The 21,671-nt window shown below is 69.5% G+C and carries 23 protein-coding genes and 1 tRNA gene; 15 read left to right on the top strand and 9 right to left on the bottom strand.

The features are described 5' to 3' along the window. Positions 1–108: 108 nt before the first annotated feature. The 6 genes from ACFT9I_RS03765 (at position 109) to ACFT9I_RS03740 (ending at position 4,924) form a co-directional block, all read left to right on the top strand. Complete coding sequence (locus ACFT9I_RS03765; protein ID WP_382560183.1) at positions 109–546, top strand: DUF3052 domain-containing protein; 438 nt, start codon at positions 109–111, stop codon at positions 544–546. 156 nt (positions 547–702) lie between these two features. After that, the gene (locus ACFT9I_RS03760) at positions 703–1,257 is read left to right on the top strand and encodes a peroxiredoxin (RefSeq protein ID WP_382560181.1); all 555 of its coding nucleotides are present in this window, start codon (positions 703–705) and stop codon (positions 1,255–1,257) included. 219 nt (positions 1,258–1,476) lie between these two features. Next, complete coding sequence (locus ACFT9I_RS03755) at positions 1,477–2,052, top strand: TerD family protein (RefSeq protein WP_023542053.1); 576 nt, start codon at positions 1,477–1,479, stop codon at positions 2,050–2,052. Positions 2,053–2,240: 188 nt separating this feature from the next. Further along, complete coding sequence (locus tag ACFT9I_RS03750) at positions 2,241–2,816, top strand: TerD family protein (protein WP_382560178.1); 576 nt, start codon at positions 2,241–2,243, stop codon at positions 2,814–2,816. A gap of 51 nt (positions 2,817–2,867) precedes the next feature. Then, positions 2,868–4,001 (top strand): DUF475 domain-containing protein, encoded by a 1,134-nt coding sequence (locus ACFT9I_RS03745; protein WP_382560176.1) that lies wholly within the window; start codon positions 2,868–2,870, stop codon positions 3,999–4,001. A 185-nt stretch (positions 4,002–4,186) separates the two neighbouring features. Further along, positions 4,187–4,924 carry a Tellurium resistance gene (locus ACFT9I_RS03740; protein WP_382560174.1) on the top strand — a complete coding sequence of 246 codons (738 nt, stop codon included), beginning with the start codon at positions 4,187–4,189 and terminating at the stop codon, positions 4,922–4,924. Between the two features lie 135 nt (positions 4,925–5,059). On the opposite strand, the gene ACFT9I_RS03735 is transcribed toward ACFT9I_RS03740, so the two are convergent. Beyond that, positions 5,060–6,016 carry a TerD family protein gene (locus tag ACFT9I_RS03735; protein WP_382560172.1) on the bottom strand — a complete coding sequence of 319 codons (957 nt, stop codon included), beginning with the start codon at positions 6,014–6,016 and terminating at the stop codon, positions 5,060–5,062. Between the two features lie 190 nt (positions 6,017–6,206). On the opposite strand from ACFT9I_RS03735, the gene ACFT9I_RS03730 reads away from it, so the two are divergent. From ACFT9I_RS03730 to ACFT9I_RS03720, 3 genes are all read left to right on the top strand, one after another. Further along, complete coding sequence (locus ACFT9I_RS03730) at positions 6,207–7,370, top strand: HpcH/HpaI aldolase/citrate lyase family protein (protein WP_382560169.1); 1,164 nt, start codon at positions 6,207–6,209, stop codon at positions 7,368–7,370. An 83-nt stretch (positions 7,371–7,453) separates the two neighbouring features. After that, positions 7,454–10,018 (top strand): phosphoribosyltransferase, encoded by a 2,565-nt coding sequence (locus ACFT9I_RS03725; RefSeq protein ID WP_382560269.1) that lies wholly within the window; start codon positions 7,454–7,456, stop codon positions 10,016–10,018. Further along, positions 10,015–10,848 carry an HAD family hydrolase gene (locus tag ACFT9I_RS03720; protein ID WP_382560167.1) on the top strand — a complete coding sequence of 278 codons (834 nt, stop codon included), beginning with the start codon at positions 10,015–10,017 and terminating at the stop codon, positions 10,846–10,848. The genes ACFT9I_RS03725 and ACFT9I_RS03720 overlap by 4 nt, the downstream gene beginning before the upstream one ends. Here ACFT9I_RS03720 and ACFT9I_RS03715 read toward each other — a convergent pair. Continuing rightward, positions 10,817–11,446, bottom strand: coding sequence for a DedA family protein (locus ACFT9I_RS03715; protein ID WP_382560165.1), 630 nt, complete (start codon positions 11,444–11,446; stop codon positions 10,817–10,819). The genes ACFT9I_RS03720 and ACFT9I_RS03715 overlap by 32 nt on opposite strands. 109 nt (positions 11,447–11,555) lie before the next feature. Between ACFT9I_RS03715 and ACFT9I_RS03710 the strand changes: the two genes are divergently transcribed. Both ACFT9I_RS03710 and ACFT9I_RS03705 read left to right on the top strand, forming a co-directional pair. Beyond that, a complete protein-coding gene (locus ACFT9I_RS03710) occupies positions 11,556–12,695 on the top strand; it encodes a histidine kinase (RefSeq protein WP_382560162.1) in 1,140 nt (379 codons plus the stop codon). Then, complete coding sequence (locus ACFT9I_RS03705) at positions 12,686–13,330, top strand: response regulator (RefSeq protein WP_382560159.1); 645 nt, start codon at positions 12,686–12,688, stop codon at positions 13,328–13,330. The genes ACFT9I_RS03710 and ACFT9I_RS03705 overlap by 10 nt, the downstream gene beginning before the upstream one ends. Positions 13,331–13,352: 22 nt before the next feature. Here the strand turns inward: ACFT9I_RS03705 and ACFT9I_RS03700 are convergent, their stop codons facing one another. The 4 genes from ACFT9I_RS03700 to ACFT9I_RS03685 all read right to left on the bottom strand — a co-directional run bounded on the left by ACFT9I_RS03700 (position 13,353) and on the right by ACFT9I_RS03685 (position 16,606). Beyond that, the gene (locus ACFT9I_RS03700; RefSeq protein WP_382560158.1) at positions 13,353–13,577 is read right to left on the bottom strand and encodes a zinc ribbon domain-containing protein; all 225 of its coding nucleotides are present in this window, start codon (positions 13,575–13,577) and stop codon (positions 13,353–13,355) included. Between the two features lie 9 nt (positions 13,578–13,586). After that, complete coding sequence (locus tag ACFT9I_RS03695; protein ID WP_382560155.1) at positions 13,587–14,210, bottom strand: DUF4383 domain-containing protein; 624 nt, start codon at positions 14,208–14,210, stop codon at positions 13,587–13,589. A gap of 169 nt (positions 14,211–14,379) precedes the next feature. Beyond that, the gene (locus ACFT9I_RS03690; RefSeq protein ID WP_382560152.1) at positions 14,380–15,744 is read right to left on the bottom strand and encodes a hypothetical protein; all 1,365 of its coding nucleotides are present in this window, start codon (positions 15,742–15,744) and stop codon (positions 14,380–14,382) included. 73 nt (positions 15,745–15,817) lie between these two features. Beyond that, positions 15,818–16,606 carry a DUF4097 family beta strand repeat-containing protein gene (locus ACFT9I_RS03685; protein WP_382560267.1) on the bottom strand — a complete coding sequence of 263 codons (789 nt, stop codon included), beginning with the start codon at positions 16,604–16,606 and terminating at the stop codon, positions 15,818–15,820. A 208-nt stretch (positions 16,607–16,814) separates the two neighbouring features. On the opposite strand from ACFT9I_RS03685, the gene ACFT9I_RS03680 reads away from it, so the two are divergent. The 3 genes from ACFT9I_RS03680 (at position 16,815) to ACFT9I_RS03670 (ending at position 19,298) form a co-directional block, all read left to right on the top strand. Further along, positions 16,815–16,889 (top strand) — tRNA-Val (locus ACFT9I_RS03680). 537 nt (positions 16,890–17,426) lie between these two features. Continuing rightward, positions 17,427–18,761 carry a hypothetical protein gene (locus ACFT9I_RS03675; RefSeq protein WP_382560149.1) on the top strand — a complete coding sequence of 445 codons (1,335 nt, stop codon included), beginning with the start codon at positions 17,427–17,429 and terminating at the stop codon, positions 18,759–18,761. 63 nt (positions 18,762–18,824) lie between these two features. Next, positions 18,825–19,298, top strand: coding sequence for a winged helix-turn-helix transcriptional regulator (locus ACFT9I_RS03670; RefSeq protein WP_382560147.1), 474 nt, complete (start codon positions 18,825–18,827; stop codon positions 19,296–19,298). Here ACFT9I_RS03670 and ACFT9I_RS03665 read toward each other — a convergent pair. Next, entirely contained in the window at positions 19,295–19,762 is a 468-nt protein-coding gene (locus ACFT9I_RS03665) for a PaaI family thioesterase (RefSeq protein ID WP_382560144.1), read from the bottom strand. The two genes, ACFT9I_RS03670 and ACFT9I_RS03665, sit on opposite strands and share 4 nt — an antisense overlap. Before the next feature lie 64 nt (positions 19,763–19,826). On the opposite strand from ACFT9I_RS03665, the gene ACFT9I_RS03660 reads away from it, so the two are divergent. After that, on the top strand, positions 19,827–20,048 hold the full coding sequence (locus tag ACFT9I_RS03660) for a DUF2277 domain-containing protein (protein ID WP_382560141.1): 222 nt from the start codon (positions 19,827–19,829) through the stop codon (positions 20,046–20,048). 56 nt (positions 20,049–20,104) lie between these two features. Here the strand turns inward: ACFT9I_RS03660 and ACFT9I_RS03655 are convergent, their stop codons facing one another. After that, positions 20,105–20,788, bottom strand: a complete 684-nt coding sequence (locus ACFT9I_RS03655) for a DedA family protein (RefSeq protein ID WP_382560139.1) — start codon at positions 20,786–20,788, stop codon at positions 20,105–20,107. A 351-nt stretch (positions 20,789–21,139) separates the two neighbouring features. Then, positions 21,140–21,577, bottom strand: a complete 438-nt coding sequence (locus ACFT9I_RS03650) for a DoxX family protein (protein ID WP_382560136.1) — start codon at positions 21,575–21,577, stop codon at positions 21,140–21,142. Positions 21,578–21,671 lie beyond the last annotated feature (94 nt).

Here is a 21,671-nt window from a genome sequence, read left to right as displayed (position 1 = left end):
CGGCCGTCGGGTACTTGCGCGATCCGCCCGGCCCGTGTGGACTACGGCCAGCGCCCCGCGTACGCGCGTGGCTGAAGCATTTTCCGAAACATGATCAGGAGGCAATCCGTGAGCGCGACCGCGGACCACGCGGAGGAACGAACCAACATTGCCGCGAGGCTTGGGTTCGAACCCGGACAGGTGGTCCAGGAGATCGGCTACGACGACGACGTCGAGCAGGAGCTCCGTGAGTCCATCGAGGCCGTCATCGGCCAGGAGCTCGTCGACGAGGACTACGAGGACGTGGCCGACGCCGTCGTGCTGTGGTTCCGCGACGACGACGGCGACCTGACGGACGCGCTGGTGGACGCCATCGGCCTCATCGAGGAGGGCGGAGCGGTCTGGCTGCTGACGCCCAAGACAGGCCGTGACAACTACGTCGAGCCCAGCGACATCAACGAGGCCGCCCAGACCGCCGGCCTGGCGCAGACCAAGAGCATCAACGCCGGCAAGGACTGGACGGGCAGCCGGCTGGTCACGCCCAAGGCGGCGAAGTCCAAGCGCTGAGAACGGGCGCCGCATCCGAGCGCGAAAGCCGAAGCGGCAGCCTGGCGGACACGCCTCGCAAGCCTCGCACGCATTGACGGCCCCCGTCGGCATCCGCCGCCGGGGGCCCTTGCGTAGGGTGGTGCGGACCGGAGAGAACGAGGGGGCGTGCGGCATATGACGGGAACGGGACGGACGGGGACCGGGGACGGCGAGGGCATCGGAGCCCCTGGGGCCATCGGGGCCGGTGCGTCCGGTGGGGGCCTTGGGGTCGGCACCGAGGCGCCGGACTTCACCCTGAAGGACAACCACGGGCGGACCGTACGGCTCTCCGACTTCCGGGACGGCCCCGACGGCGACGGCAAGAACGTGGTGCTGCTCTTCTACCCGTTCGCCTTCACCGGTGTCTGCACCGGCGAGCTGTGCGCGCTCCGCGACGAACTGCCCACCTTCGTCAACGACGACACCCAGCTGCTCGCCGTCTCCACCGACTCCATCCACACCCTGCGGATCTTCGCCGAGCAGGAGGGCCTGGAGTACCCGCTGCTCTCGGACTTCTGGCCGCACGGCCGGACCTCACGGGAGTACGGGATCTTCGACGAGGACAAGGGCTGCGCGCTGCGCGGCACCTTCATCATCGACAAGGCGGGCGTCGTGCGCTGGTCGGTCGTCAACGCCCTGCCGGACGCGCGTGACCTTGACGACTACGTCAAGGCCCTCGCCACTCTGTGACGACAACTCGCCACTCGTAGGCGCGGTCTCGCACGAAAACCCTTGTGGGAGCGGGGTTGTCCCCCGTAAACCGCACAAGGGGCGGGAACCGGTCACTAGGATCCACTCGTTGATCCGATGCCAATTGCACCAGGGGGCGCGCGACGCACGGCGACGGCCGCCGAATGCGGCCGGAGGCCGAGGCCGCCCGCCCCTGTGAAACTCATCAAGGGAGGACTCGTGGGAGTCAGCCTCAGCAAGGGCGGCAACGTCTCGCTGACCAAGGCCGCGCCCAACCTGACCGCGGTCACCGTGGGTCTGGGCTGGGACGTCCGCACGACCACCGGTAACGACTTCGACCTCGACGCCAGCGCCCTGCTGACGAACGCCGAGGGCAAGGTCACGGGCGACGGAAACTTCGTCTTCTTCAACAACCTCAAGAGCCCCGACGGCTCGGTCGAGCACACCGGCGACAACACCACCGGTGAGGGCGAGGGCGACGACGAGGCGATCAAGGTCAACCTCGCCGGCGTCCCCGCGGACGTCGACAAGATCGTGTTCCCGGTCTCGATCTACGAGGCAGAGAGCCGCCAGCAGTCCTTCGGCCAGGTGCGCAACGCGTTCATCCGCGTCGTCAACCAGGCGGACAACAACGAACTGGCGCGGTACGACCTGACGGAGGACGCGTCGACCGAGACCGCGATGGTCTTCGGAGAGCTTTACCGAAATGGCGCCGAGTGGAAGTTCCGCGCCATCGGACAGGGGTATGCCTCTGGCCTGCGTGGCATCGCGCAGGACTTCGGCGTCAACGTCTGAGCCGCTTGTCCGTCCGTCCGGCGCCGCACTCCGTGTGCGGCGCCGGACGCGCCTCACCGTGCGGGTCCCGACCCGCACACGCACCGCGAGCACCACGTACACGCACCACACGCGCAACCCGCACCACGAGCACGGCGTCAGGCGCGCCGTGCCCGGCATCACGTCACCTCTGGGGAGGACTCACCATCATGGGCGTCACACTCGCCAAGGGAGGCAACGTCTCCCTCTCCAAGGCCGCACCGAACCTCACCCAGGTGTTGATCGGTCTCGGCTGGGACGCGCGCTCCACCACCGGAGCGCCGTTCGACCTCGACGCCAGCGCACTGCTCTGCCAGTCAGGGCGCGTGCTCGGCGACGAGTGGTTCATCTTCTACAACAACCTCACCAGCCCCGACGGCTCCGTCGAGCACACGGGCGACAACCTGACCGGTGAGGGCGACGGCGACGACGAGTCCCTGCTGGTCAACCTCCCCTCCGTCCCCGCGAATGTCGACAAGATCATCTTCTCGGTGTCGATCCATGACGCCGACGCCCGCGGCCAGACCTTCGGCCAGGTCAGCAACGCGTTCATCCGTGTCGTCAACCAGGCGGACGGCCAGGAGCTCGCCCGCTACGACCTGACGGAGGACGCCTCGACGGAGACCGCGATGATCTTCGGCGAGCTCTACCGGTACGGCGGCGAGTGGAAGTTCCGAGCCGTGGGACAGGGGTACGCGTCGGGTCTGCGCGGCATCGCTCTAGACTTCGGGGTCAACGTTTCGTAAAGCAGTGCTCTGCGCGGGGGAAAACCCGTTAAACACCAGATGGGGTAGCCAGTGATCCTGAAAACCTTCGGCTGGTCGTTCGCCATCACGGCGGCCGGCCTTGCCTTCGCGGCCTGGCAGTGGGGGTGGGAGGCGTTCGGGATCGTACTGATCCTGTCGATCCTTGAGATCTCCCTGTCGTTCGACAACGCCGTTGTCAATGCCGGGATCTTGAAGAAGATGAATGCCTTCTGGCAGAAGATCTTCCTCACCATCGGCATCCTGATCGCCGTGTTCGGAATGCGGCTGGTGTTTCCCGTCGCCATCGTGGCCATCAGCGCCAAGGTCGGCCCCATCGACGCCGTCCAGTTGGCGTTGGACAAGCCCGAACAGTACGAGGCACTCGTCACCGACGCGCACCCGGCCATCGCCGCCTTCGGTGGCATGTTCCTGTTGATGATCTTCCTGGACTTCATCCTCGAAGACCGTGACATCAAGTGGCTCGCCTGGCTGGAGCGCCCGCTGGCCAAGCTCGGCAAGGTCGACATGCTGTCGGTCTGCGTCGCGCTCGTCATCCTGCTCATCACGGCCATGACGTTCGCCACCAACGCGCACACCAGCACCGGTTACTCGGACAAGTCGGCCACCGTACTGCTCTCCGGTGTCGCGGGTCTGATCACCTACCTCGTCGTCAACGGGCTCTCCAGCTTCTTCGAGAACAAACTCGAAGAGGAAGAGGAGCGCGAACACGAGGAGGAGGAGAAAGCCAAGGCCGAAGGCAAGCAGGTCTCGGCCGTCGGCCTCGCCGGCAAGGCCGCGTTCTTCCTCTTCCTCTACCTCGAAGTCCTCGACGCCTCCTTCTCCTTCGACGGAGTCATCGGCGCCTTCGCCATCACGAACCACATCTTCTGGATGGCGCTCGGCCTCGGTATCGGCGCGATGTACGTCAGGTCGCTCACCGTCTACCTCGTCCGCCAGGGCACCCTCGACGACTACGTCTACCTTGAGCACGGCGCGCACTACGCGATCGGCGCGCTCGCCGCGATCCTGCTCATCACCATCGAGCACGAGATCCACGAGATCATCACCGGTCTCGTCGGCATCGTGCTGATCGCCGCGTCCTTCTGGTCATCCGTGGTCCGCAACAAGCGAGTTGAGGCTGAAGGTGGCGAGGATTCGGAGGACAAAACAACAGTCCATGTCTGAGTCCGCCTCCTGGGTGTGACCAGGCGGGGATAGCGGGAACGCTCTGAGCGGGGCGGCCTGAGGCGGAAGCCTTCCGGCCGCCCCGCTGTTCACGTTCTGTACGGCTTCGACATGGCGCTCGTGCGGCGCCGTACGGCGTCCCGTTGGGCGTCCGACGAGTAGGAAACAGTGGGGGTGGGGTGGGGATGGCCTTCTGGGACAATCTATGGCGAAGCAAAGCCTCGCAATTCGATTCGGGAAGCTCCTCGACGAACTCGATCGAGCTGACCAAGCGCAATCCGTCCGTCTCGCTCACCAAGCAGGGCGCGGCCACGGGGAACCTACGGGTCAACCTGTCGTGGCGGATGCGCACTTCGGACATCGAGGGACGGTCGAAGCAGGGGAGCGGACTGCTGCGGCACCCGTTCAAACTCTTCAAGCCCGACGTGGTGCAGGCGCACACGCTGGGTGTGGTCAACGTCGACCTCGACATCGGGTGCATGTACGAACTGGCCGACGGCAGCAAGGGTGTTGTGCAGCCGCTGGGCGGATTCTTCGGCAGTCTGAATGAACCGCCGTATGTGAAACTCAGCGGCGACGACCGCTTCGGCGCCCCGTCCGGCGAGACGATATTCATCAACCTCGACCACCGGGAAGAGATCAAACGGCTGCTCGTCTTCGTCTACATCTACGACCGCACGCCGGCCTTCGACCGCACCCACGCCAACGTCACGCTCTACCCGAGCAACGGCCCGCGCGTCGAGATCGAACTGGACGAGCGGGCACCGCAGGCCCGGTCCTGCGCGGTGTTCTCGCTGGAGACCGTCAAGGGCGATCTTGTGGTGCGGCGCGAGGTGAAATTCGTGTACGGCTTCCAGGCGGAGCTGGACCGGCTGTACGGGTGGGGCCTGCAGTGGGGGCGGGGCTACAAGACGAAGACGTGAGCGGTTGCCGTGTGACGGTGGCGTTGAGCGGCTGCCGTGTGGACGGTGGTGCTGTCCGCGGTGCGGACAGTGGTGCCGTTCGCGGTGCCGCCTGTGGTGCGGGCCGCCGCGGCGGCCACCGGCCGGACGGACCGGCTACGGCCGTACGAACTGCGGTCCCATCGGCGGCAGCCGGAAATTCGGGTCCGGCGCGGGAGCCGCCGCCGCGGCCGGCTGCGGATAGCCGTACGCCGGAGCCCCCTGCGGCACCGGCGGCGCCGACGGCGGCTGAGGACCCGGCCCCGGGGCGGGCGCGTGCGGATAGCCGTAAGCGGGCTGCGCCGACGCGGGCTGCGGATACCCGTAGGCCGGCTGGGCGGCCGCGGGCTGCGGATAGCCGTAGCCGGACTGCCCCTGCGGCTGGCCCGGGAAATGCGGCTGCGGCACGGGCGCCACGGGCGGTGCCTGCGGCCCGCCACGTACCGGAACGGGCTGTCCGGGCCCGCCGGGAATCTGAGTGGTCACGCCTTCCGAGCCCGGCGTCGCCCCGTCGACCCCTTCTGTTTCGTCGACCGAGATGCCGAAAGCCGTCGCCAGCCCGATCAGACCGGTCGGATAGCCCTGGCCGACGGCCCGGAACTTCCAGTGGTTCCCGCGCCGGTACAGCTCGCCGCAGATGATCGCGGTCTCCTCGCCGGTCTCCGGGCGCACGTCGAAGACGGCCAGCGGGTCGCCGTCGGCCTGGCCCGCGTCGTACAGCAGGACCCGCAGGTCGTGCACGTGCTGGAAACTCGCCCCGTCCGACGACGCCGCGAGCACCACCTGGTCGACGCTCGGGTCGAGTGCGGCCAGATCGGCCTCGACGGTGTCGGTGAGCCCTTCGGGCACCTGCTTCTTCGGCAGCCGCCTGACCAGGCCCGACGGGTGACGAGGCTGGTTGTAGAAGACAAAGTCCTCATCTGAGCGCACACGTCCCTCAGGCCCCAGCAGAAGCGCCGACGCGTCCACGTCGGGGACCCCCGCCCCCGGGGTCCAGCGCAACACAGCCCTTACGGCCATGGCGTCGAGGGGGACGTTCGAGCCCTTCACCATCGCGTGCGTCATACCGGTCATCCTGCCTTCCCGCAGGCCGCGCGGACAACGTGGGGGCATGGTGGAAGGAGGTCGGGCGGGGGTGAGAGAGGGGCGAGAAGTGGACGAGTTACCTGAAATTCATGCGGGTGTGGAACTCTTGACTCCCGTCCATACGTACTATTACCGGCCACATGTCAACGCGACCACCGTGGCAGTACGGGGGATGTAAATGCGTCACTTCGGGCATATTCCGTCCACTGCTCGGCAAGTGTTGTTCCACCGGGAGCCGGGTGAGTTCACCTCGGCCTCCCCGGCCCGCATGCTGTCGGCAGCCCTCGGGGCCACCCTCTACAGCCCCGCGACCAGGCCACGGCTGGCGGACGACGTGGTCAAGCTGGCCGGTCGGGGCGTCGTGTCGATGGTGCTGTGCCTGGAGGACTCCATCGACGACTCCGAAGTCGAGTGGGCCGAGGAGAACCTGGTCCGGCAGTTCGCCGACCTCGACCGGCGTGGCGTGGAGCTGCCGCTGCTGTTCGTCCGGGTCCGTGAACCGGACCAGATACCCGACCTCGTACGCCGGCTCGGCACCGCCGCCCACATCTTGTCCGGATTCGTACTGCCGAAGTTCACCGAGGAGCGTGGAGTCCCCTTCCTTGAGGCACTAATTTCGGCCGAACATGAGAGCGGACAGCGGCTCTTCGCCATGCCCGTACTCGAATCGCCCGAGCTGCTGCATCTGGAGACGCGGACCGAGACCCTCACCGGCATCGCCCGCACCGTCGACAAATACCGGGAGCGGGTACTGGCGCTGCGGCTCGGCGTCACCGACTTCTGCTCCGCGTACGGGCTCCGCCGCTCGCCCGATATGACCGCGTACGACGTACGCATCGTCTCCGCCGTCATCGCCGACGTCGTGAACGTCCTCGGCCGCGCCGACGGCACCGGCTTCACCATCACCGGCCCCGTGTGGGAGTACTTCCGACTCCACGAGCGGATGTTCAAACCGCAGCTGCGCCGCAGCCCCTTCCTCGAAGGACGGGCCGAGGAACTGCGCACCGCCCTCATCGAGCACGACCTCGACGGACTGCTGCGCGAGATCCAGCTCGACCAGACCAACGGACTGGTCGGCAAGACCTGCATCCACCCCTCGCACGTCATGCCCGTGCACGCGCTGTCGGTGGTCAGCCACGAGGAGTTCAGCGACGCCCAGGACATCCTGCGGCCGGAGCGGGGCGGAGGAGGCGTGCTGCGCTCGTCGTACACGAACAAGATGAACGAGGTGAAGCCCCACCGCGCCTGGGCCGAACGCACCATGCAGCGCGCCGAGGTCTTCGGTGTCGCCAAGGAAGACATCGGCTTCGTGGAGCTGCTGGCCGCCGGGCTGGTGGAGTGAGCGGGACGGGCGCGAAGGGCGGCGGCCCGGACAACGCCGACAGAAACTACGAGTACAGCGAGACGGCAGAGGAGAACGGCAACGTGGTGTGGTCGGGGTCATGGGTCGCCGAACGGCTGGGCATAGAGCTCGTCGGCGGGGACGAACTGCGCGAGCTGCTGGGCCTGGCCCTGCGCCGCAACCCCAAGCGCGCCCACCTCCTGGTCTCGAACGTTCTCGGCAAACACGTCCCGCAGCGGCCCTCCGTTGTGCACGGCGCGGGCGTGGCCCTCGGCGAGCGCGTACGGGATCTGCTGGGCGACGCCGTCGAGCAGACCGTGATCCTCGGTTACGCGGAGACCGCGACCGGCCTCGGCCACTCGGTGGCCGACGGCGTGGTGCGCGCCCCGTACCTGCACTCCACCCGCCGTCCGGTGGCCGGTGTCGCCACCGCGGGCGGTTTCGAGGAGTCCCACTCGCACGCCACCTCGCATCTGCTGCTCCCGGAGGACCCGGACCTGCTGGCGGGCGACGGTCCGCTGGTCCTCGTGGACGACGAGTTCTCGACGGGGAACACGGTTCTCAACACGATTCGCGCTCTGCACGCCCGCTACCCGCGCCGGTGGTACGTGATCGTGGCTCTCGTCGACATGCGCTCGGCCGCCGACCGGGGTCGGCTCGCGGAATTCGCCCAGGAGATCGGCGCGCGCGTCGACCTGGTGGCCATGGCCTCGGGCACGGTCGCCCTCCCGGAGGACGTACTGGCACGAGGCCAGGCACTGGTCGCGGAGTACGAGGACGGTTCGGATACGGGACTCGGGCCGGGGGTGGGGGCCCCCTCCCCCTCCCCCCACCCCCTCCCCACCACCCCCGCACCCACCTCCACCTCCACCTCCACCTCCACCTCCAGCCCGGACTCGACCGGTGGCGACATCGTGCGTGTGTCGGTCGGCTGGCCCGACGGGCTGCCCGACGGGGGGCGGCACGGCTTCACGCCGGCCCACCGCGCCCGCCTGGAGGCCGCCGCGCCCGCCATGGCCGCCGCGCTCGCCCAGGAGCTCGGCGACGCCCGACGCGTCCTTGTCCTCGGCTTCGAGGAGCTGATGTACGCGCCTCTGCGCCTCGCAATCGAACTGGAGCGCTCCGTCACCGGCATCGAGGTCCGCTACTCGACCACGACCCGCTCGCCCGTTCTGGCCGTGGACGACCCCGGCTATGCGATACGCAGCCGTCTCGTCTTCCCGGCCCACGACACCGCGGCCTTCCCCGAAGGCGACGGCATCGGCGACCGGTACGCCTACAACGTCGCCGGCGGCGGCTTCGACGCCGTCGTCGCGGTCGTCGACTCCCTGGCGGACTCCCCGGACCTGCACGCCCCGGGCGGCCTGCTCGCCCAGCTCGCCGCTCATGTCCCGCGTGTCGTGCTCGCTGTCGTCCCCTCGTACCTCCCTGTTCCCTCGCACGTCCCCGACCGGCAGGAACCCCCCATGCTGCCCGCCCCTCTCCGTGGCCCCGCATTCTCCTCGTACGCCGCCGACGACGTCGGCTGGCTCCTCCAGGACCTGTCAGCCGTGGAACTGGAAGCCCCGACGGAGGAGCGCGAAGAGGCGATACAGAGCGGCGGTGCCCACTACGCGGAGTCACTGCCCGTCGAGTACCAGCCGAGCGTCGAATACCAGGAACTCTTCCGATCCGCCCTCGCCACCTCCGCCGCCCGCATCGCCCGTGCCGTCGGCACCGTCACGGATACCGTGCTGGCCGAGCACCCGCAGCGCTACGACGACCCCGCCTCCCCGGAAGCCACGCAGGCGCGGCCCGTCCTCGTCTCACTCGCCCGAGCCGGCACACCCGTGGGTGTCCTGATGCGCCGCTGGGCCCAACACCGGCACGGCCTGGATCTGCCGCACTACGCCATCTCCATCGTGCGCGGCCGCGGCATCGACACCAACGCCATCCGCTGGCTCGCGGCCCACCACAACCCCGCCGACATCGTCTTCGTCGACGGCTGGACCGGCAAGGGCGCCATCACCCGCGAACTGGCCGACGCACTGGCCGAGTTCGCCGACTTCCACCCCGAGATCGCGGTACTCGCCGACCCCGGTGGCTGCGTACGGACCTACGGCACCCGAGAGGACTTCCTCATCCCTTCCGCCTGCCTCAACTCCACCGTCTCCGGGCTCATCTCCCGTACCGTCCTGCGCGCCGACCTCGTCGGCCCCGACGACTTCCACGGAGCGAAGTACTACCGCGAACTCGCCGACGCCGATGTGTCCGGCTACTTCCTGGACACCGTCGCCGCCCGCTTCGACGACGTCACGGACGCGGTGGACACCGAGGTCAAGGAACTTCTCTCCACCGACCGCGCACCCACCTGGGAAGGCTGGGCCGCCGTCGAGCGGATCAGCGAGGAGTACGGAATCCACGACGTGAACCTCGTCAAGCCCGGTGTCGGCGAGACCACCCGTGTCCTGCTGCGCCGCGTCCCCTGGAAGATCCTGGCCAAGCGCGGCGCGGGAACCGACCTCGATCACGTCCGGCTGCTCGCCGAGCAGCGCGGCGTACCTGTGGAGGAAGTCGACGGACTTCCCTACACCTGCGTCGGGTTGATCCACCCCCGCTACACCCGTGGCGCCACGGGTGCGGACGGCACGGCGGTGGCCACCTCGTGAACGCGTCCACCTCCTCGGCGGCGCTGGTCGCCAGCGACCTCGACCGCACCCTCATCTATTCGGCCGCCGCGCTCCAGCTCGCCATGCCGGACGCCGAGGCCCCCCGCCTGCTCTGCGTCGAGATCTACGAGAGCCGGCCCCTGTCGTACATGACGGAGACGGCCGCCGGGCTGCTCGAAGACCTCGCCGGCGGCACGGTGTTCGTGCCCACCACGACCCGCACCCGTGAGCAGTACTTCCGTATCCATCTGCCGGGCCCCGCCCCTCGGTTCGCGATCTGTGCCAACGGTGGTCATCTCCTCGTCGACGGCGAGTCCGACCCCGCCTGGCAGACCCGGGTGAGGGACCGCCTCGCCGAGAGCTGCGCCCCGCTCAAGGAAGTCAGGGAGCACCTTCTCGCCGCGGCCGACTCCGCGTGGCTGCTCAAGGAGCGGATCGCCGAGGACCTGTTCGCGTATCTCGTGGTCGACCGCGCGCTGCTGCCCGAGGGCTGGGTGAAGGAACTTGCCGAGTGGGCCGACGGCCGCGGCTGGACGGTCTCCCTCCAGGGCCGGAAGATCTACGCCGTACCGCGGCCGCTGACCAAGAGCGCCGCGATGCGTGAGGTCGCCCGGCGGACCGGCGCCGAACTGACCCTCGCCGCCGGGGACTCCCTCCTCGACGCCGACCTGCTGCTGGCCGCCGACCGCGGCTGGCGGCCCGGTCACGGCGAGCTGGCCGACACCGGCTGGAGCGCCCCGCACGTGGAGACACTGACCGAGACCGGCGTGGCCGCGGGGGAGGAGATCCTGCGGCGGCTCAGCCGCGCTGCTTCTCCCGACGGGCCCTGACCACCCGCCTGACCACCAGGGCCAGGAGCACGAGCAGCACGATGCCCAGGACCAGCTTCGAATACGTCGAGACATAGCCGCTCACCTCCTTCCAGTTCTCGCCGAGTGTGTAGCCGGCCATGATGAACGCGGTGTTCCAGATCGCGCTGCCGAGTGTCGTCAGACCGATGAAGACGGGCAGCCGCATCCTCTCGACGCCCGCGGGCACGGAGATCAGACTGCGGAAGAGGGGGATCATCCGGCCGAAGAAGACCGCCTTCGCGCCATGCCGGCTGAACCAGTCCTCGGTCCTCTCTATGTCGCTCGCCTTCACCAGCGGCACCTTGGACGCGAGAGCGATGGTCCTCTCCCGGCCGAGCCACGCGCCCAGCCCGTACAGGGCGAGCGCGCCCACGACCGAGCCCGCGGTCGTCCACAGCACCGCCGCCAGCAGACCCATCTCGCCGGTGCTGGCCGCGAAGCCCGCGAGCGGCAGGATCACCTCGCTGGGCAGGGGAGGAAAGAGATTCTCCAGGGCAATGGCTATGCCCGCGCCCGGTGCTCCGAGCGTGTCCATCAAGCTGTTGACCCATTGCTGCGGGCTGCTGCTTGCGATCATGACTCCCACGCTAGGTGCCTGCTCAGGCAAGCACATTGAGGCGGACCGTACGGATTACTGAGGTTTCCCGCAGTGTGCGGGCACATGCGTCCCGCTAGCGTTATTGATCGTGAACACAGTGGTGCGTCGCGGGGCGCGACTCGGGGTCGGACTCGGTATCGGAAGCGGCACGGCGGTGATAGAGCTGGTCTTCTCACTGCTCGCGGGCATAGCTCTGCTCCTCGTGCGGGCATGGCCGCGGGGGCGCCGCGCGGTCATGCGGCCGGTGGACGCCTGCGCGCGAAGCCTGGTCGACCTGGAGCGCCACCGGCTCCGCACCATGCTCGACGAGCGGGTCTCCGCGAGTTACGAGCAGGCCGGAGCCCTGCGCTATCTCGCGACCCGCTGGGCGCTCGGACTCTTCGGGGCCGCCCTGGTGTTGACCGCGCTGATCGGCGCCGCGTACGGCACCTTCTTCGTCTACGCCTGGGCGATCATCGAGATCGAGAATCCGGGCACGCTCGCGGTCGCCACCCTCGGCGGTCTGTTCCTGCTTTTCCTCTCTGTACTGGCGTTCTTCGAAATCGCCGCGGCCGAAGGGAAGTTGGCCAGGCGTTTCCTGGGCCCCAGCCGTCAGGAGGCGTTGGAACGGCGGATAGAGCAGCTCGCCGTCAGCCGGGCGGGAGTCGTGGACGTGGTGCATGACGAGCGCCGTCGAATCGAGCGGGATCTGCACGACGGAGTGCAGCAGCAGCTGGTGGCCCTCGGGATGCTGCTGGGCCGTGCCCGGCGCACCCGCGACCCCCAGCACGCGGACGAATTGCTGCGGCAGGCGCACGAACAGACCAGCCAGGCTCTCGACGAACTGCGGGAGGTGGCCTGGCGTGTCTATCCGACGGTGCTGGACGAGGCGGGTCTCCGAGCGGCGCTGGAGACGGTCGCCGAGCGGTGCCCGCTGCCGGTGCGGCTGCGTTGCCGGCTCGGCGGTGAACCGCCGAAGGCCGCGGCGACCGTTGCCTACTTCGTCGTGTCCGAAAGCGTCACCAACGCGGTCAAGCACTCAGGGGCGACGAGTATCGATGTGAGAGTCGTCGAAGACACCCGTACGTTGCGAATAGAGGTGACGGACGACGGCAAGGGTGGCGCCGATCTGTCGGGCAGCGGTCTGTTCGGCTTGGCCCGTCGCGTCGACGCCCTCGACGGGCTCCTGTGGATCGACAGTCCGCCCGGCGGCCCCACCACCATCACCGCGGAGATTCCATGCGAGTAGTCCTGGCCGAGGATTCGACCCTGCTGAGGGAGGGTCTGGTGCGGCTGCTCGCCGAGGAGGGGCACGAGGTGGTGGACGCGGTCGCCGACGCGGAGGCGCTGCTGGCCGTTGTCGCCCGTGACCAGCCGGATGTGGTGGTGGCGGACGTACGGATGCCGCCCTCGCACACCGACGAGGGGCTACGGGCCGCGCTGGAGATCCGCAGGCGATGGCCCGCGGTGGGGGTGCTGGTCCTCTCCCAGTACGTGGAGAAGCGCTACGCGACGGAGTTGCTGACCGCCGACTCGGGGGGAGTCGGCTATCTCCTCAAGGACCGGGTGGTCCAAGTGGACGAGTTCCTCGACGCGTTGGAGCGGGTGGCGGAGGGCCGGGCGGCCTTCGACCCGGAGGTCGTACGGCAGTTGCTGGCCCGCTCCAACCGTACGGATCCGCTGTCCCGGCTCACCGAGCGTGAGCGGGGAGTGCTCGCCGAGATGGCCCAGGGGCACACCAACACGGCGATCGCGCGGCGGCTGCACATCTCGGTCAGCGCCGTAGAGAAACACTGCAACGCGATCTTCGACAAGCTGGCGCTCAGTGGAGAGGGCGGCTACAGCCGCCGGGTCCTCGCCATCCTGCGCTATCTGAACACCTAAGGCGTGTCTGTTCGATCGCGCCCTAGGAGCAGCAGCCCCCGCCGCAGCAGCCTCCTCCGCCCCCGCCGCCCGAGGGGGCGGAGGCCGGGGAGCCCTTCGCCGAGCCGCCCACGGCGACGGTGGACAGCAGTTTGACGGTGTCCTGGTGGCCGGCGGGGCAGGTGGCCGACGCCGACGACTCCGCCATGGGACGGCTGAGTTCGAAAGTCGTGTCGCAGGGGCGGCAGCGGTACTCGTAGCGAGGCATGGGGCCAGGCTATCCGGCCGTCCGGTGCGCGCCCTGCCGGTGGGAGGTCTCGGCACGGTGGGCGTGGACCGCGCGCTGCCCGGCGGCGGCGCGGCCGCGCCGCTCGTCCTCCACCTGGCTGGGATGGCGGGCCCGCCAGTAGGGATTGTCGTGCGGCAGGCTGCCGCTGACTCTCCCGTACATGCCGAAGAACATGAGCAGTACGCCCACCACAAAGCTGAACAGCACGTTCTGGATGCGGAAGGCGAGGGGGTTGAATCCGGTGTCGATCAGCGCGAGGTTGACGAAGCCGCTGAGGATGAAGAGAAGCCCGAGGATCATGTTCAGCGTCGAGGCGAAGTTCTTGCCGATCAGCATGCCGACGAAGAGCAGGACGCCGACGCAGATGGACAGGACGCTCAGCGCGCCGTTGGTGTTCAGGCCGACGGTGGTGTGGCTGCCGGTGCCGAAGACACCGATCTGGTTGACCAGCCCGAGGATGCCGAACACGAGCAGCACCAGACCGATCAGTCCCGCACCGACCCGGTACACCCGGCTCAGGTTGTGGTCGACGGGCAGATGTTCGTCGAGCCTGACCCGCTTCTGGGGCCGTCGTTGCCGTGCGGGGCGGGAAAAGGTCCCTTGACCGGACATGAGCGGCCCCCTTCAGCCGTACGTGCCAGTGGCCTGTGTTCGCACTTTCGCACTTTTGTGCGTACCTCAAGGATCCGTCCGGCACGGCAAGGGGACAAATCGGACGGCGGGGAGGTGGCGGGCGGGGTCGACGAGCGGACCGGTGCGGACCGGTGGGGGCCGGGGCCGGTCAGGCCCCCGCGCCCCGCTCGTCCCGGATCTCACCGACGACGCGGGCCGCTGTGTTGCGCACCGCCTCCGTCTCCGTCAGGAAGTGCCACCAGTCGGGATGCCGCCCCTCCAGCCCCGCCACGGCCCGGTCCAGCCGCGCCACGGCGTCGTCCAGCGGGCGCGCGTGCCGGGGGTCGGGCGTGTTGCGGCCCGCCATCGCCAGCCGCTGCGCGTCCCGCACGGCGAACCGCGTCCGGTCGATCTCCTGCTGCGGGTCCTTCGATACGGCATTGAGCCGCTGCAGACGGTCACCGGCGGCCGACACGGCCTCGTCGGTGGAGTTCAGCAGCGCCCGGACGGTGCTGAGCAGGGCCGTCGCGTCGGGCCAGCGCTGCTCCTCGCGTGCCTTGGCGGCCTCCTTCAGCTTCTCCTCCGCCTGGTGCACGGAAGTCCCCGCCTGCTCGGGCACGGGCTGGAGGTCCTGCCAGCAGGCGGCGCTGAAGCGGCGCCTCAGTTCGCTCAGGACCGGCTCCACGGAGCCCGCGCGCGTCGTCAGGGCCTGTGCGCGGGTACGCAGCGACACCAGCCGCCGGTCGATCTCGGCGGCGCGCTCGGGCAGCCGCTCGGCCTCGGCCCGTACGGCCTCGGCGTCCCGCAGCACCCGGTCGGCGCGCTGAATCGTCTCGGCCACGCCGTGCTGGCCCGCGCCCTGGTTGAGCTTGGTCAGCTCCGGGCCGAGCGTCGCGAGCCGTGCCGCGAGGTCGTCGGCCCGCAGCCCGGAGCCACGCACCGCGTCCAGGGCGTTGCTCGCGGCGAGCAGCGTCTGCCGCGCCCGCTCCACGGCGGGTGCCAGCCGGGCCAACTGCGTCTCCGCCTTGTCGAGCAGTGGGCCGAGCCCGCGCTCGAAGCGGTCCAGCTCGCCCTTGACGCGGACAAGCTCGTCCTTGGCCCTGGTCAGTTCCGTACGGGCCGTCGAGGCGACGGACGGTTCCAGATCGTGCCGGTCGAGGTCGTGGGCGTCGACGGCGTTGATGTAGCCGCTGCTGGCCTCGTCGATCCGCTCTCCCAGCCTGGCGAACTCGTCCACGACCCGCCGCGCGCCCGGCGAACTGTCCACCGCGGTGATCGTCTCTATCGAGATGCGCAGGTCACGCTGGGCCGTGTCCAGCTCGTAGAAAGCCGCTGCGGCGGCGTCCTTGGCGGCCTGTGCGTCGGCGCGCTGATTCTCGCCACGCCCGCCGAACCAACGCCGCGTACCCCCGCCGGCGAAGGCTCCCGGCAGGGTCGCGATGATCACCGGCACCGGCAGCAGCATCAGGGTGAGGACATCACGGACGCCACCCGCCCTCGCTCGTGCGTGCGGCTGCGCGTGTGTCGCCGTCACATCCCTCTCCCGTGCCGATTACGCCCCTGCCGAGTACATTCTCCCACCAGGAAGGGACGAACACACGGGTCGGTTAGTTCGCGCTTCGGACTGTGACTTTGCCGTTGTCGCTACGGGCCTTCACCACATGGCCGCTGTCGTCATCGGTGGGCACGTCCACATCGACGCTCCCGTTGTCGCTCTTGGCGGTCACCGCGTAGCTGGTGTCGGACTTCGGCAGGTCGATCGTGACGGACCCGTTGTCGCTGAACGTGTCCACCTTGTCCGGTACGGAGGTGAGCCTCAGCCGCACCGCTCCGTTGTCCGACCGGGCGCGCACCGATGTGGACGAGACGCCGTCGGTCGTCACCTTGCCGTTGTCGCTGAACAGATCGAGCTTGCCGCTGGAGTTCCGTACGTCGACGGAGCCGTTGTCGGAGCGGAGGTTCAGATCGGTGTCGAAGCCGTCGGCGCGCACGCTGCCGTTGTCGTTCCGCACCTTCACGGCCATATCGCGCGGCACCTTCACCTGGTGCCGGGACTCGCAGTTGTTCACCAGCGCCTTGCACTTCACGTCGAGCGTGAGGGTGCTCTCCTTCAGCTTCCAGACGGGGTCGGGCCCCGAACCGAACATCACCCAGCCGTCGACCTGACGCGTCACCTCGACGTCCTTCACGTCCGCCGGCACCAGGTCGATCGAGGTGTTCCCCGACGCGATGGTCAGCGTCTTCCCGCTGAAGGCGAACGACCGCTTCTCGACCGGCGCCTCGTCGGCGTCGGCGCTCCCGCACCCACTGACGGCGACCACGGCGAGCACGGCGCCTCCGGCGGCGACGAGAGTGCGAGCGCGACGGGTACGGCGGGTGTCGTGCGTTCGGAGCATGTCCACGGTGATCGGTCCCCCAAGATGGTCCTGCGGATGTGCCTCCACGGTACGAATCCCACCGCCCCCGAACGATCCGGTCGGCCACCGTCTCCGTGGTGGGGATATCCCCCCGCCACCGACGCGCCCGGAGCGTAACCGGGCGCCCGGCCTGCGAAGGCGTTTGTCAGAGGGGGCCGTGCGCCATGTAACCTGTTGCCTCGTCCACGGGTGCGTAGCTCAGGGGTAGAGCGTTGCTCTTACAAAGCAAATGTCGGCGGTTCGAAACCGTCCGCGCCCACCACCACCGAAGGCCCCCGACCGATCATGGTCGGGGGCCTTCGGTACGTTCTGTTCGTGGCCTCCGACTCCCCGCCCCTGTGCCCAGCCTGTGACCGGCCGATGGTGTTCGGTGGGATGGCCCTCTGTCTCCGTGAGGAGGACGGCAAGCAGGTGTGCCGGGGCATCTGGGGGTGCCCGCAGCGGCATGTCTGGTGGCACTGGGCCGATCGGCCCGAGTCGGCTCCCGAGCCTTGCCCGTACCCGGAGTTGTTCGGCGGTTGAGCGGCTTCTTTCGGCAGTGCCGGATGGCAGGATGGCGTGGAATTGGGTTGAGTTGGGCTGAAGTGCCGTGTTGTGTGGAGTGATCCGCAGGGGTGGTTGACCACCGGCCCCGGTATGCGGCGGGACAGTCGCGGCGCCGGGCGTCGTTGTGCGACACGGGGGAGTGCCACGCGTGCAGACAGATGTCATGCCGTCCGCCGGCCAGGTCGTTCCGCACGGCGGCGGCGGGGGTGATGGTGGGGCGGTTCGGGCGTGGTGGGGGCTTGTTGGGGTGTGCGTGGGGTTTGTCGTTGTCGCCGGGGTGCTCGTGCCGGTCGGGTTGCCGCTGGGGTGGGACGAGATCGTCTATGCCAGCAGGTTCGGGCCGTACGGGCCCGGCGTGCCGTTCAGTGCGCCGCGTACGCGCGGGGTGCCCCTGTTGCTCGCGCCTGTCGCCTCGTGGAGCGATTCGGTGGTGCTCCTGCGGCTCTGGATGACCGCGCTGGCGGGCGGTGCGCTCTATCTGGGGTTTCGGCCGTGGCTGGGGGCGCTGCGGCGGCCGGCGGCGGTCTGGGTGGCCGCGGGGCTGTACGGGAGCCTGTGGTTCGCGCTGTTCTACGCCAACTCCGCCATGCCCAACCACTACACGGCGATGGGCGCCGCCGCCGCGACCGGCTGTTTTCTGCTGCGCCGTCCCGGACGTGCCGCGTACGCCGGGATCGTCGCCGGGCTGGCCGTCGTCACGCTGATGCGGCCCAACGACGGTGCCGCCGTGGCCCTTCCGCTGTTCGTCGCCGCGTCGCTGGTGCCCGCGTGGCGCGGACGGGGGCGGCTCGTCGCCGTGGTGGCGGGTGTCGCGGCCGGGGCGCTGCCCTGGGTGGTGGAGGCCCGGCTGCGGTTCGGCGGTGTGTCGGGGCGGCTCGCCGAGGCGAGCGACACTCAGGGCGGCCTGCGGCCCGTCCTCTCACTGAAGGCTCATCTCACCGCCCTGGACGGCCCGTTGCTCTGCCGCCCCTGCACGGGCGACACCGTCGCCTCGGGCGTCGTCGAATGGTGGCTGCTCCTTCCGCTGCTGGTCGGCCTCGGGCTGTGGACCGTACGTCGCACCGGGCGCGCCAAGGCCCCGCTGTGGCTCGCGGTCGCCGTCGCGGTGGCCGGGGCGCTGCCGTACCTCTTCCTCGTCCCCTACGCGGCGCCCCGTTTCCTCCTGCCCGGCTACGCCCTGCTGGTGCTGCCCGCCGCCGTCGGTCTGCTCGCCGTCGCCGACCGGGCGCGCGGCTCGCGTCCGGTCGCGGTGGCGCTGACCCTCGTGCTGCTGGGGCATACCGGTGTGCAGATCGCTCAGGTACGGACGCATGTGAGCGTCCAGGAACGGGCGCGCGGCGACTGGCAGCGGATCAGCGCCGTACTGCGCGAGAACGGGGTACGGCCGCCGTGCCTGATCAAGGGGAACGGCTCGGCGATCCCCGTCGCGTACACCGCGGGCTGCGCGTCGGCGGACATGGACGACCCGGCTCCCGCCACGGCGGTGATCCTGCGTCGCACGGACCCGCCGAGCTGGGCGCGGGACTGGCCGCGCCGCCCGGTACCCGACACGTACAACCCGGGCTGGTCCGTCGCCGTACGGGACTGAGGCGTCCCGTACGCCCTCCGGTGCCCTCGTGGACCGCCCGGCCGGGCTCCTACACTCGGGCGCATGCGATGGAACGAGATCGGTGAGGTCGACTGTTCGGTCGCGCGAGCCCTGTCGGTGGTGGGGGACCGCTGGACGCTGCTCGTGCTGCGCGACGCGTTCCTCGGCGTACGGCGGTTCGAGGACTTCCGGGCGAACACGGGCGCGTCGCGGCCCCTGCTGACCGAGCGGCTGGCCACGCTCGTGGAGCACGGGGTGCTGCGGCGGGTGCGGTACCAGGAGCGGCCCGAGCGGCACGAGTACCGGCTCACGGAGAAGGGCGTCGGCCTGTACCCCGTGATCGTCTCGCTCCTCGCCTGGGGCGACCGATGGATGGCGGGCGACGACGGTCCGCCCGTACGGCTCCGCCACGAGACGTGCGGGCACACGATGACGCCCGAACTCGCCTGCCCCGACTGCGGCGAGCCGATCGACCCGCGGGACGTACGGCCGACGCTCCGCGCCGGGACGGGCGAGGCGAGTTACGTCAACTCCTAGGGGGCGGGGCGTCCTTCGGGGGGCGGCAGGATCATGCATGTCGTCGTCGCGTGGGCGATCAGCTTGCCGCGCTCGTCCGTGACCCGGCCCTCCGCCGTGGCCGTACGCCGGCCTACGTGAATCGTCGTGCCCACCGCCGTGAGCCGCCCCGCGTCCACGGTCACCGTGCGGATGTAGTTCACCTTCAGCTCCAGCGTCGTGAAACCGACGCCCGCCGGAAGCGTCGTGTGCACCGCGCAGCCCAGGGCCGAGTCGAGCAGCGTCGCCGCGATGCCGCCGTGCACGATGCCCAGCGGGTTGGCGAAGTCCGGCTTCGTGCTGAGGGACACGACGACGCGGCCCTCCTCCAGCTCGTCGAAGGCCATGCCGAGGAGCCGTCCGATGGTGGGCCGGTCGGTGGGCTGCTTGGCCGCCCAGCGCAGCAGTTCGAGTCCGGACATCGTGGTGAAGTCGACAGTCGTCATGCGGCAGAAGCTATCAGTTCTGTTTCTGAACCCACCATGGGCGGAGATCGGTCACACTGGAGGTATGTGCCGCAGTATCAAGACTCTCCGTCCGCCCGTCATCCCCGAAGAGGCCACCGAGGAGGAGATCAGGGCCGCCGCCCTGCAGTACGTGCGCAAGATCTCCGGTTTCCGCGCGCCCGCGGCCCACAACCGTGAGGTGTTCGACCGGGCCGTCGAGGAGATCGCCGCCGCCACGACGCGGCTGCTCGACGGCATCGAGGTACGAGGCGCTGCCCGGACCTGAGACGTGGCACGCACCTGAGGCGTGGCTGGGACCTGTGGGCTGTCGCGCCGGGTGTCTCAGACGACCGGCGCCGGCGCCGGTACCTGCGCGGGCGCGCCGTCCCGTCGCCGCGCCGGGCGGCGCACGATGGCCGCGGCCACCAGGCCCGCCGCGAACAGCGCCAGCACGGACACCGCCGCGCCGAACCAGCTCGACCCCAGCCACTGGCCGCCGAAGTAGCCGAGCCCGACGCTGTAACCCGTCCAGGCCACGGCCGACAGGGCGGACCAGGGCAGGAACTCCTTCATCTTGCGGTGCGCCGCGCCCGCGCTCAGCGAGACCACCGAGCGGCCTGCCGGGACGAAGCGCGCGATCACCACGAGGATCCCGCCGCCGGTGAGGGCCGCGCCGAGGCGTTCCTGCGCGGTGGTCAGCCGGCGGGAGCGCGCGATGGCGCGGGCCAGCCGGTCCCCGCCGCGCCAGGCGAGGCGGTACGCGACGAAGTCACCGATCACGGAGGCGACGGCCGCGCACACCATCAGCACGAGCAGCGAAGGCACTTCCTGCGGCACATGCGCCACGTGCGACACCTTGCCGGCCGCGTCGGCGACCGCCGAGGACCCCGCTGCCGCCGCCGTGGCCGTCGTGATCACCAGCACGCCGCTGGGCAGCACGGGCAGGAACACGTCCAGAAGCACGGAGAGCGCCACAACGGCGTAGATCCATGGGCTGCCGGTCAGCGCGCCCAGACTCTCCAGCACTTTTATCTTCCCCGTTTCCGTAACGAAGCCGAAATCCCCCGGCCTCGTATCCCCCTGACCGCCGAGCCCCCTCGCGCGAAGCGAAGTGACGGTGGCTGTCAGCCATACAGCGTACGCCTGTGTGGTGGACCACCTTCCCACGGGGCGGGTGTTGTCCACCTCCTGTTTGTTGAATGGCCGAGATCGGGGAATGGCCGAATGTGGGTGTCCGGCCGAGTCTGCTGCACAGGACGGCGCCCGGACCCCGTCGAAACGGGAGCCGGGCGCCTGTGCTGCTGTTCGAGCTGTCCGACCGTCGGACGATCGGTCTGACGGTCGGTTTGACGGTCGGACGGCCGGTCTGACTGTCGGTCAGGCCGTCACCGCCGTGGGCTGATCCCGGCGCTCCGGCTCGCGTGTGCCGCGCGCGCCGATGAACCGGTCCAGCGAGAATGCGCCGGGGCCGACGAAGACGATCAGCAGGAAGGCCCAGCAGAAGATCGCCGAGGCTTCGCCGCCGTTCTCCATGGGGAACAGCCCGTCGGGCTGGTGGACGTTGAAGTACGCGTACGCCATGGAACCCGAGGCCACGAACGCGGCGATCCGGGTACCCAGGCCGAGGAGGACCAGGCTGCCTCCGACGAGCTGGATGACTGCGGCGTACCAGCCGGGCCAGGTGCCGGCTTCGAGGGTGTCCTTGCCGAGGACGCCGAAGAGTGTCGCGGCGCCGTGGCAGGCGAAGAGCAGTCCGATCACCATTCGGAAGAGTCCGAGGGCGTACGGCTGCGCATGGTTGAGACGTGTGGACATGGGGGGTTGGGCTCCTTCGGTTCGGGACGTAACCGACGAGAACCCCTTCACGTTAGGCAGCCCTAAGGAATGCTTGCAAGTTCAACATCCCGCC

This window comes from Streptomyces sp. NPDC057137 (assembly GCF_042670825.1).
Taxonomy (GTDB): domain Bacteria; phylum Actinomycetota; class Actinomycetes; order Streptomycetales; family Streptomycetaceae; genus Streptomyces.
Note: the sequence above shows the minus strand (reverse complement) of the source record. Positions and strands in the feature narration are given on the sequence as shown.

Bases quoted from the DNA above. Each gene is read 5' to 3' on its own strand.
- ACFT9I_RS03685 (WP_382560267.1), bottom strand. From the start codon at position 16,606: ATGCTCCGAACGCACGACACCCGCCGTACCCGTCGCGCTCGCACTCTC.
- ACFT9I_RS03750 (WP_382560178.1), top strand. From the start codon at position 2,241: ATGGGCGTCACACTCGCCAAGGGAGGCAACGTCTCCCTCTCCAAGGCC.
- ACFT9I_RS03715 (WP_382560165.1), bottom strand. From the start codon at position 11,446: ATGATCGCAAGCAGCAGCCCGCAGCAATGGGTCAACAGCTTGATGGAC.
- ACFT9I_RS03700 (WP_382560158.1), bottom strand. From the start codon at position 13,577: ATGCCTCGCTACGAGTACCGCTGCCGCCCCTGCGACACGACTTTCGAA.
- ACFT9I_RS03760 (WP_382560181.1), top strand. From the start codon at position 703: ATGACGGGAACGGGACGGACGGGGACCGGGGACGGCGAGGGCATCGGA.
- ACFT9I_RS03695 (WP_382560155.1), bottom strand. From the start codon at position 14,210: ATGTCCGGTCAAGGGACCTTTTCCCGCCCCGCACGGCAACGACGGCCC.
- ACFT9I_RS03705 (WP_382560159.1), top strand. From the start codon at position 12,686: ATGCGAGTAGTCCTGGCCGAGGATTCGACCCTGCTGAGGGAGGGTCTG.
- ACFT9I_RS03650 (WP_382560136.1), bottom strand. From the start codon at position 21,577: ATGTCCACACGTCTCAACCATGCGCAGCCGTACGCCCTCGGACTCTTC.
- ACFT9I_RS03670 (WP_382560147.1), top strand. From the start codon at position 18,825: ATGCGATGGAACGAGATCGGTGAGGTCGACTGTTCGGTCGCGCGAGCC.
- ACFT9I_RS03660 (WP_382560141.1), top strand. From the start codon at position 19,827: ATGTGCCGCAGTATCAAGACTCTCCGTCCGCCCGTCATCCCCGAAGAG.
- ACFT9I_RS03730 (WP_382560169.1), top strand. From the start codon at position 6,207: ATGCGTCACTTCGGGCATATTCCGTCCACTGCTCGGCAAGTGTTGTTC.
- ACFT9I_RS03740 (WP_382560174.1), top strand. From the start codon at position 4,187: ATGGCCTTCTGGGACAATCTATGGCGAAGCAAAGCCTCGCAATTCGAT.
- ACFT9I_RS03735 (WP_382560172.1), bottom strand. From the start codon at position 6,016: ATGACCGGTATGACGCACGCGATGGTGAAGGGCTCGAACGTCCCCCTC.
- ACFT9I_RS03665 (WP_382560144.1), bottom strand. From the start codon at position 19,762: ATGACGACTGTCGACTTCACCACGATGTCCGGACTCGAACTGCTGCGC.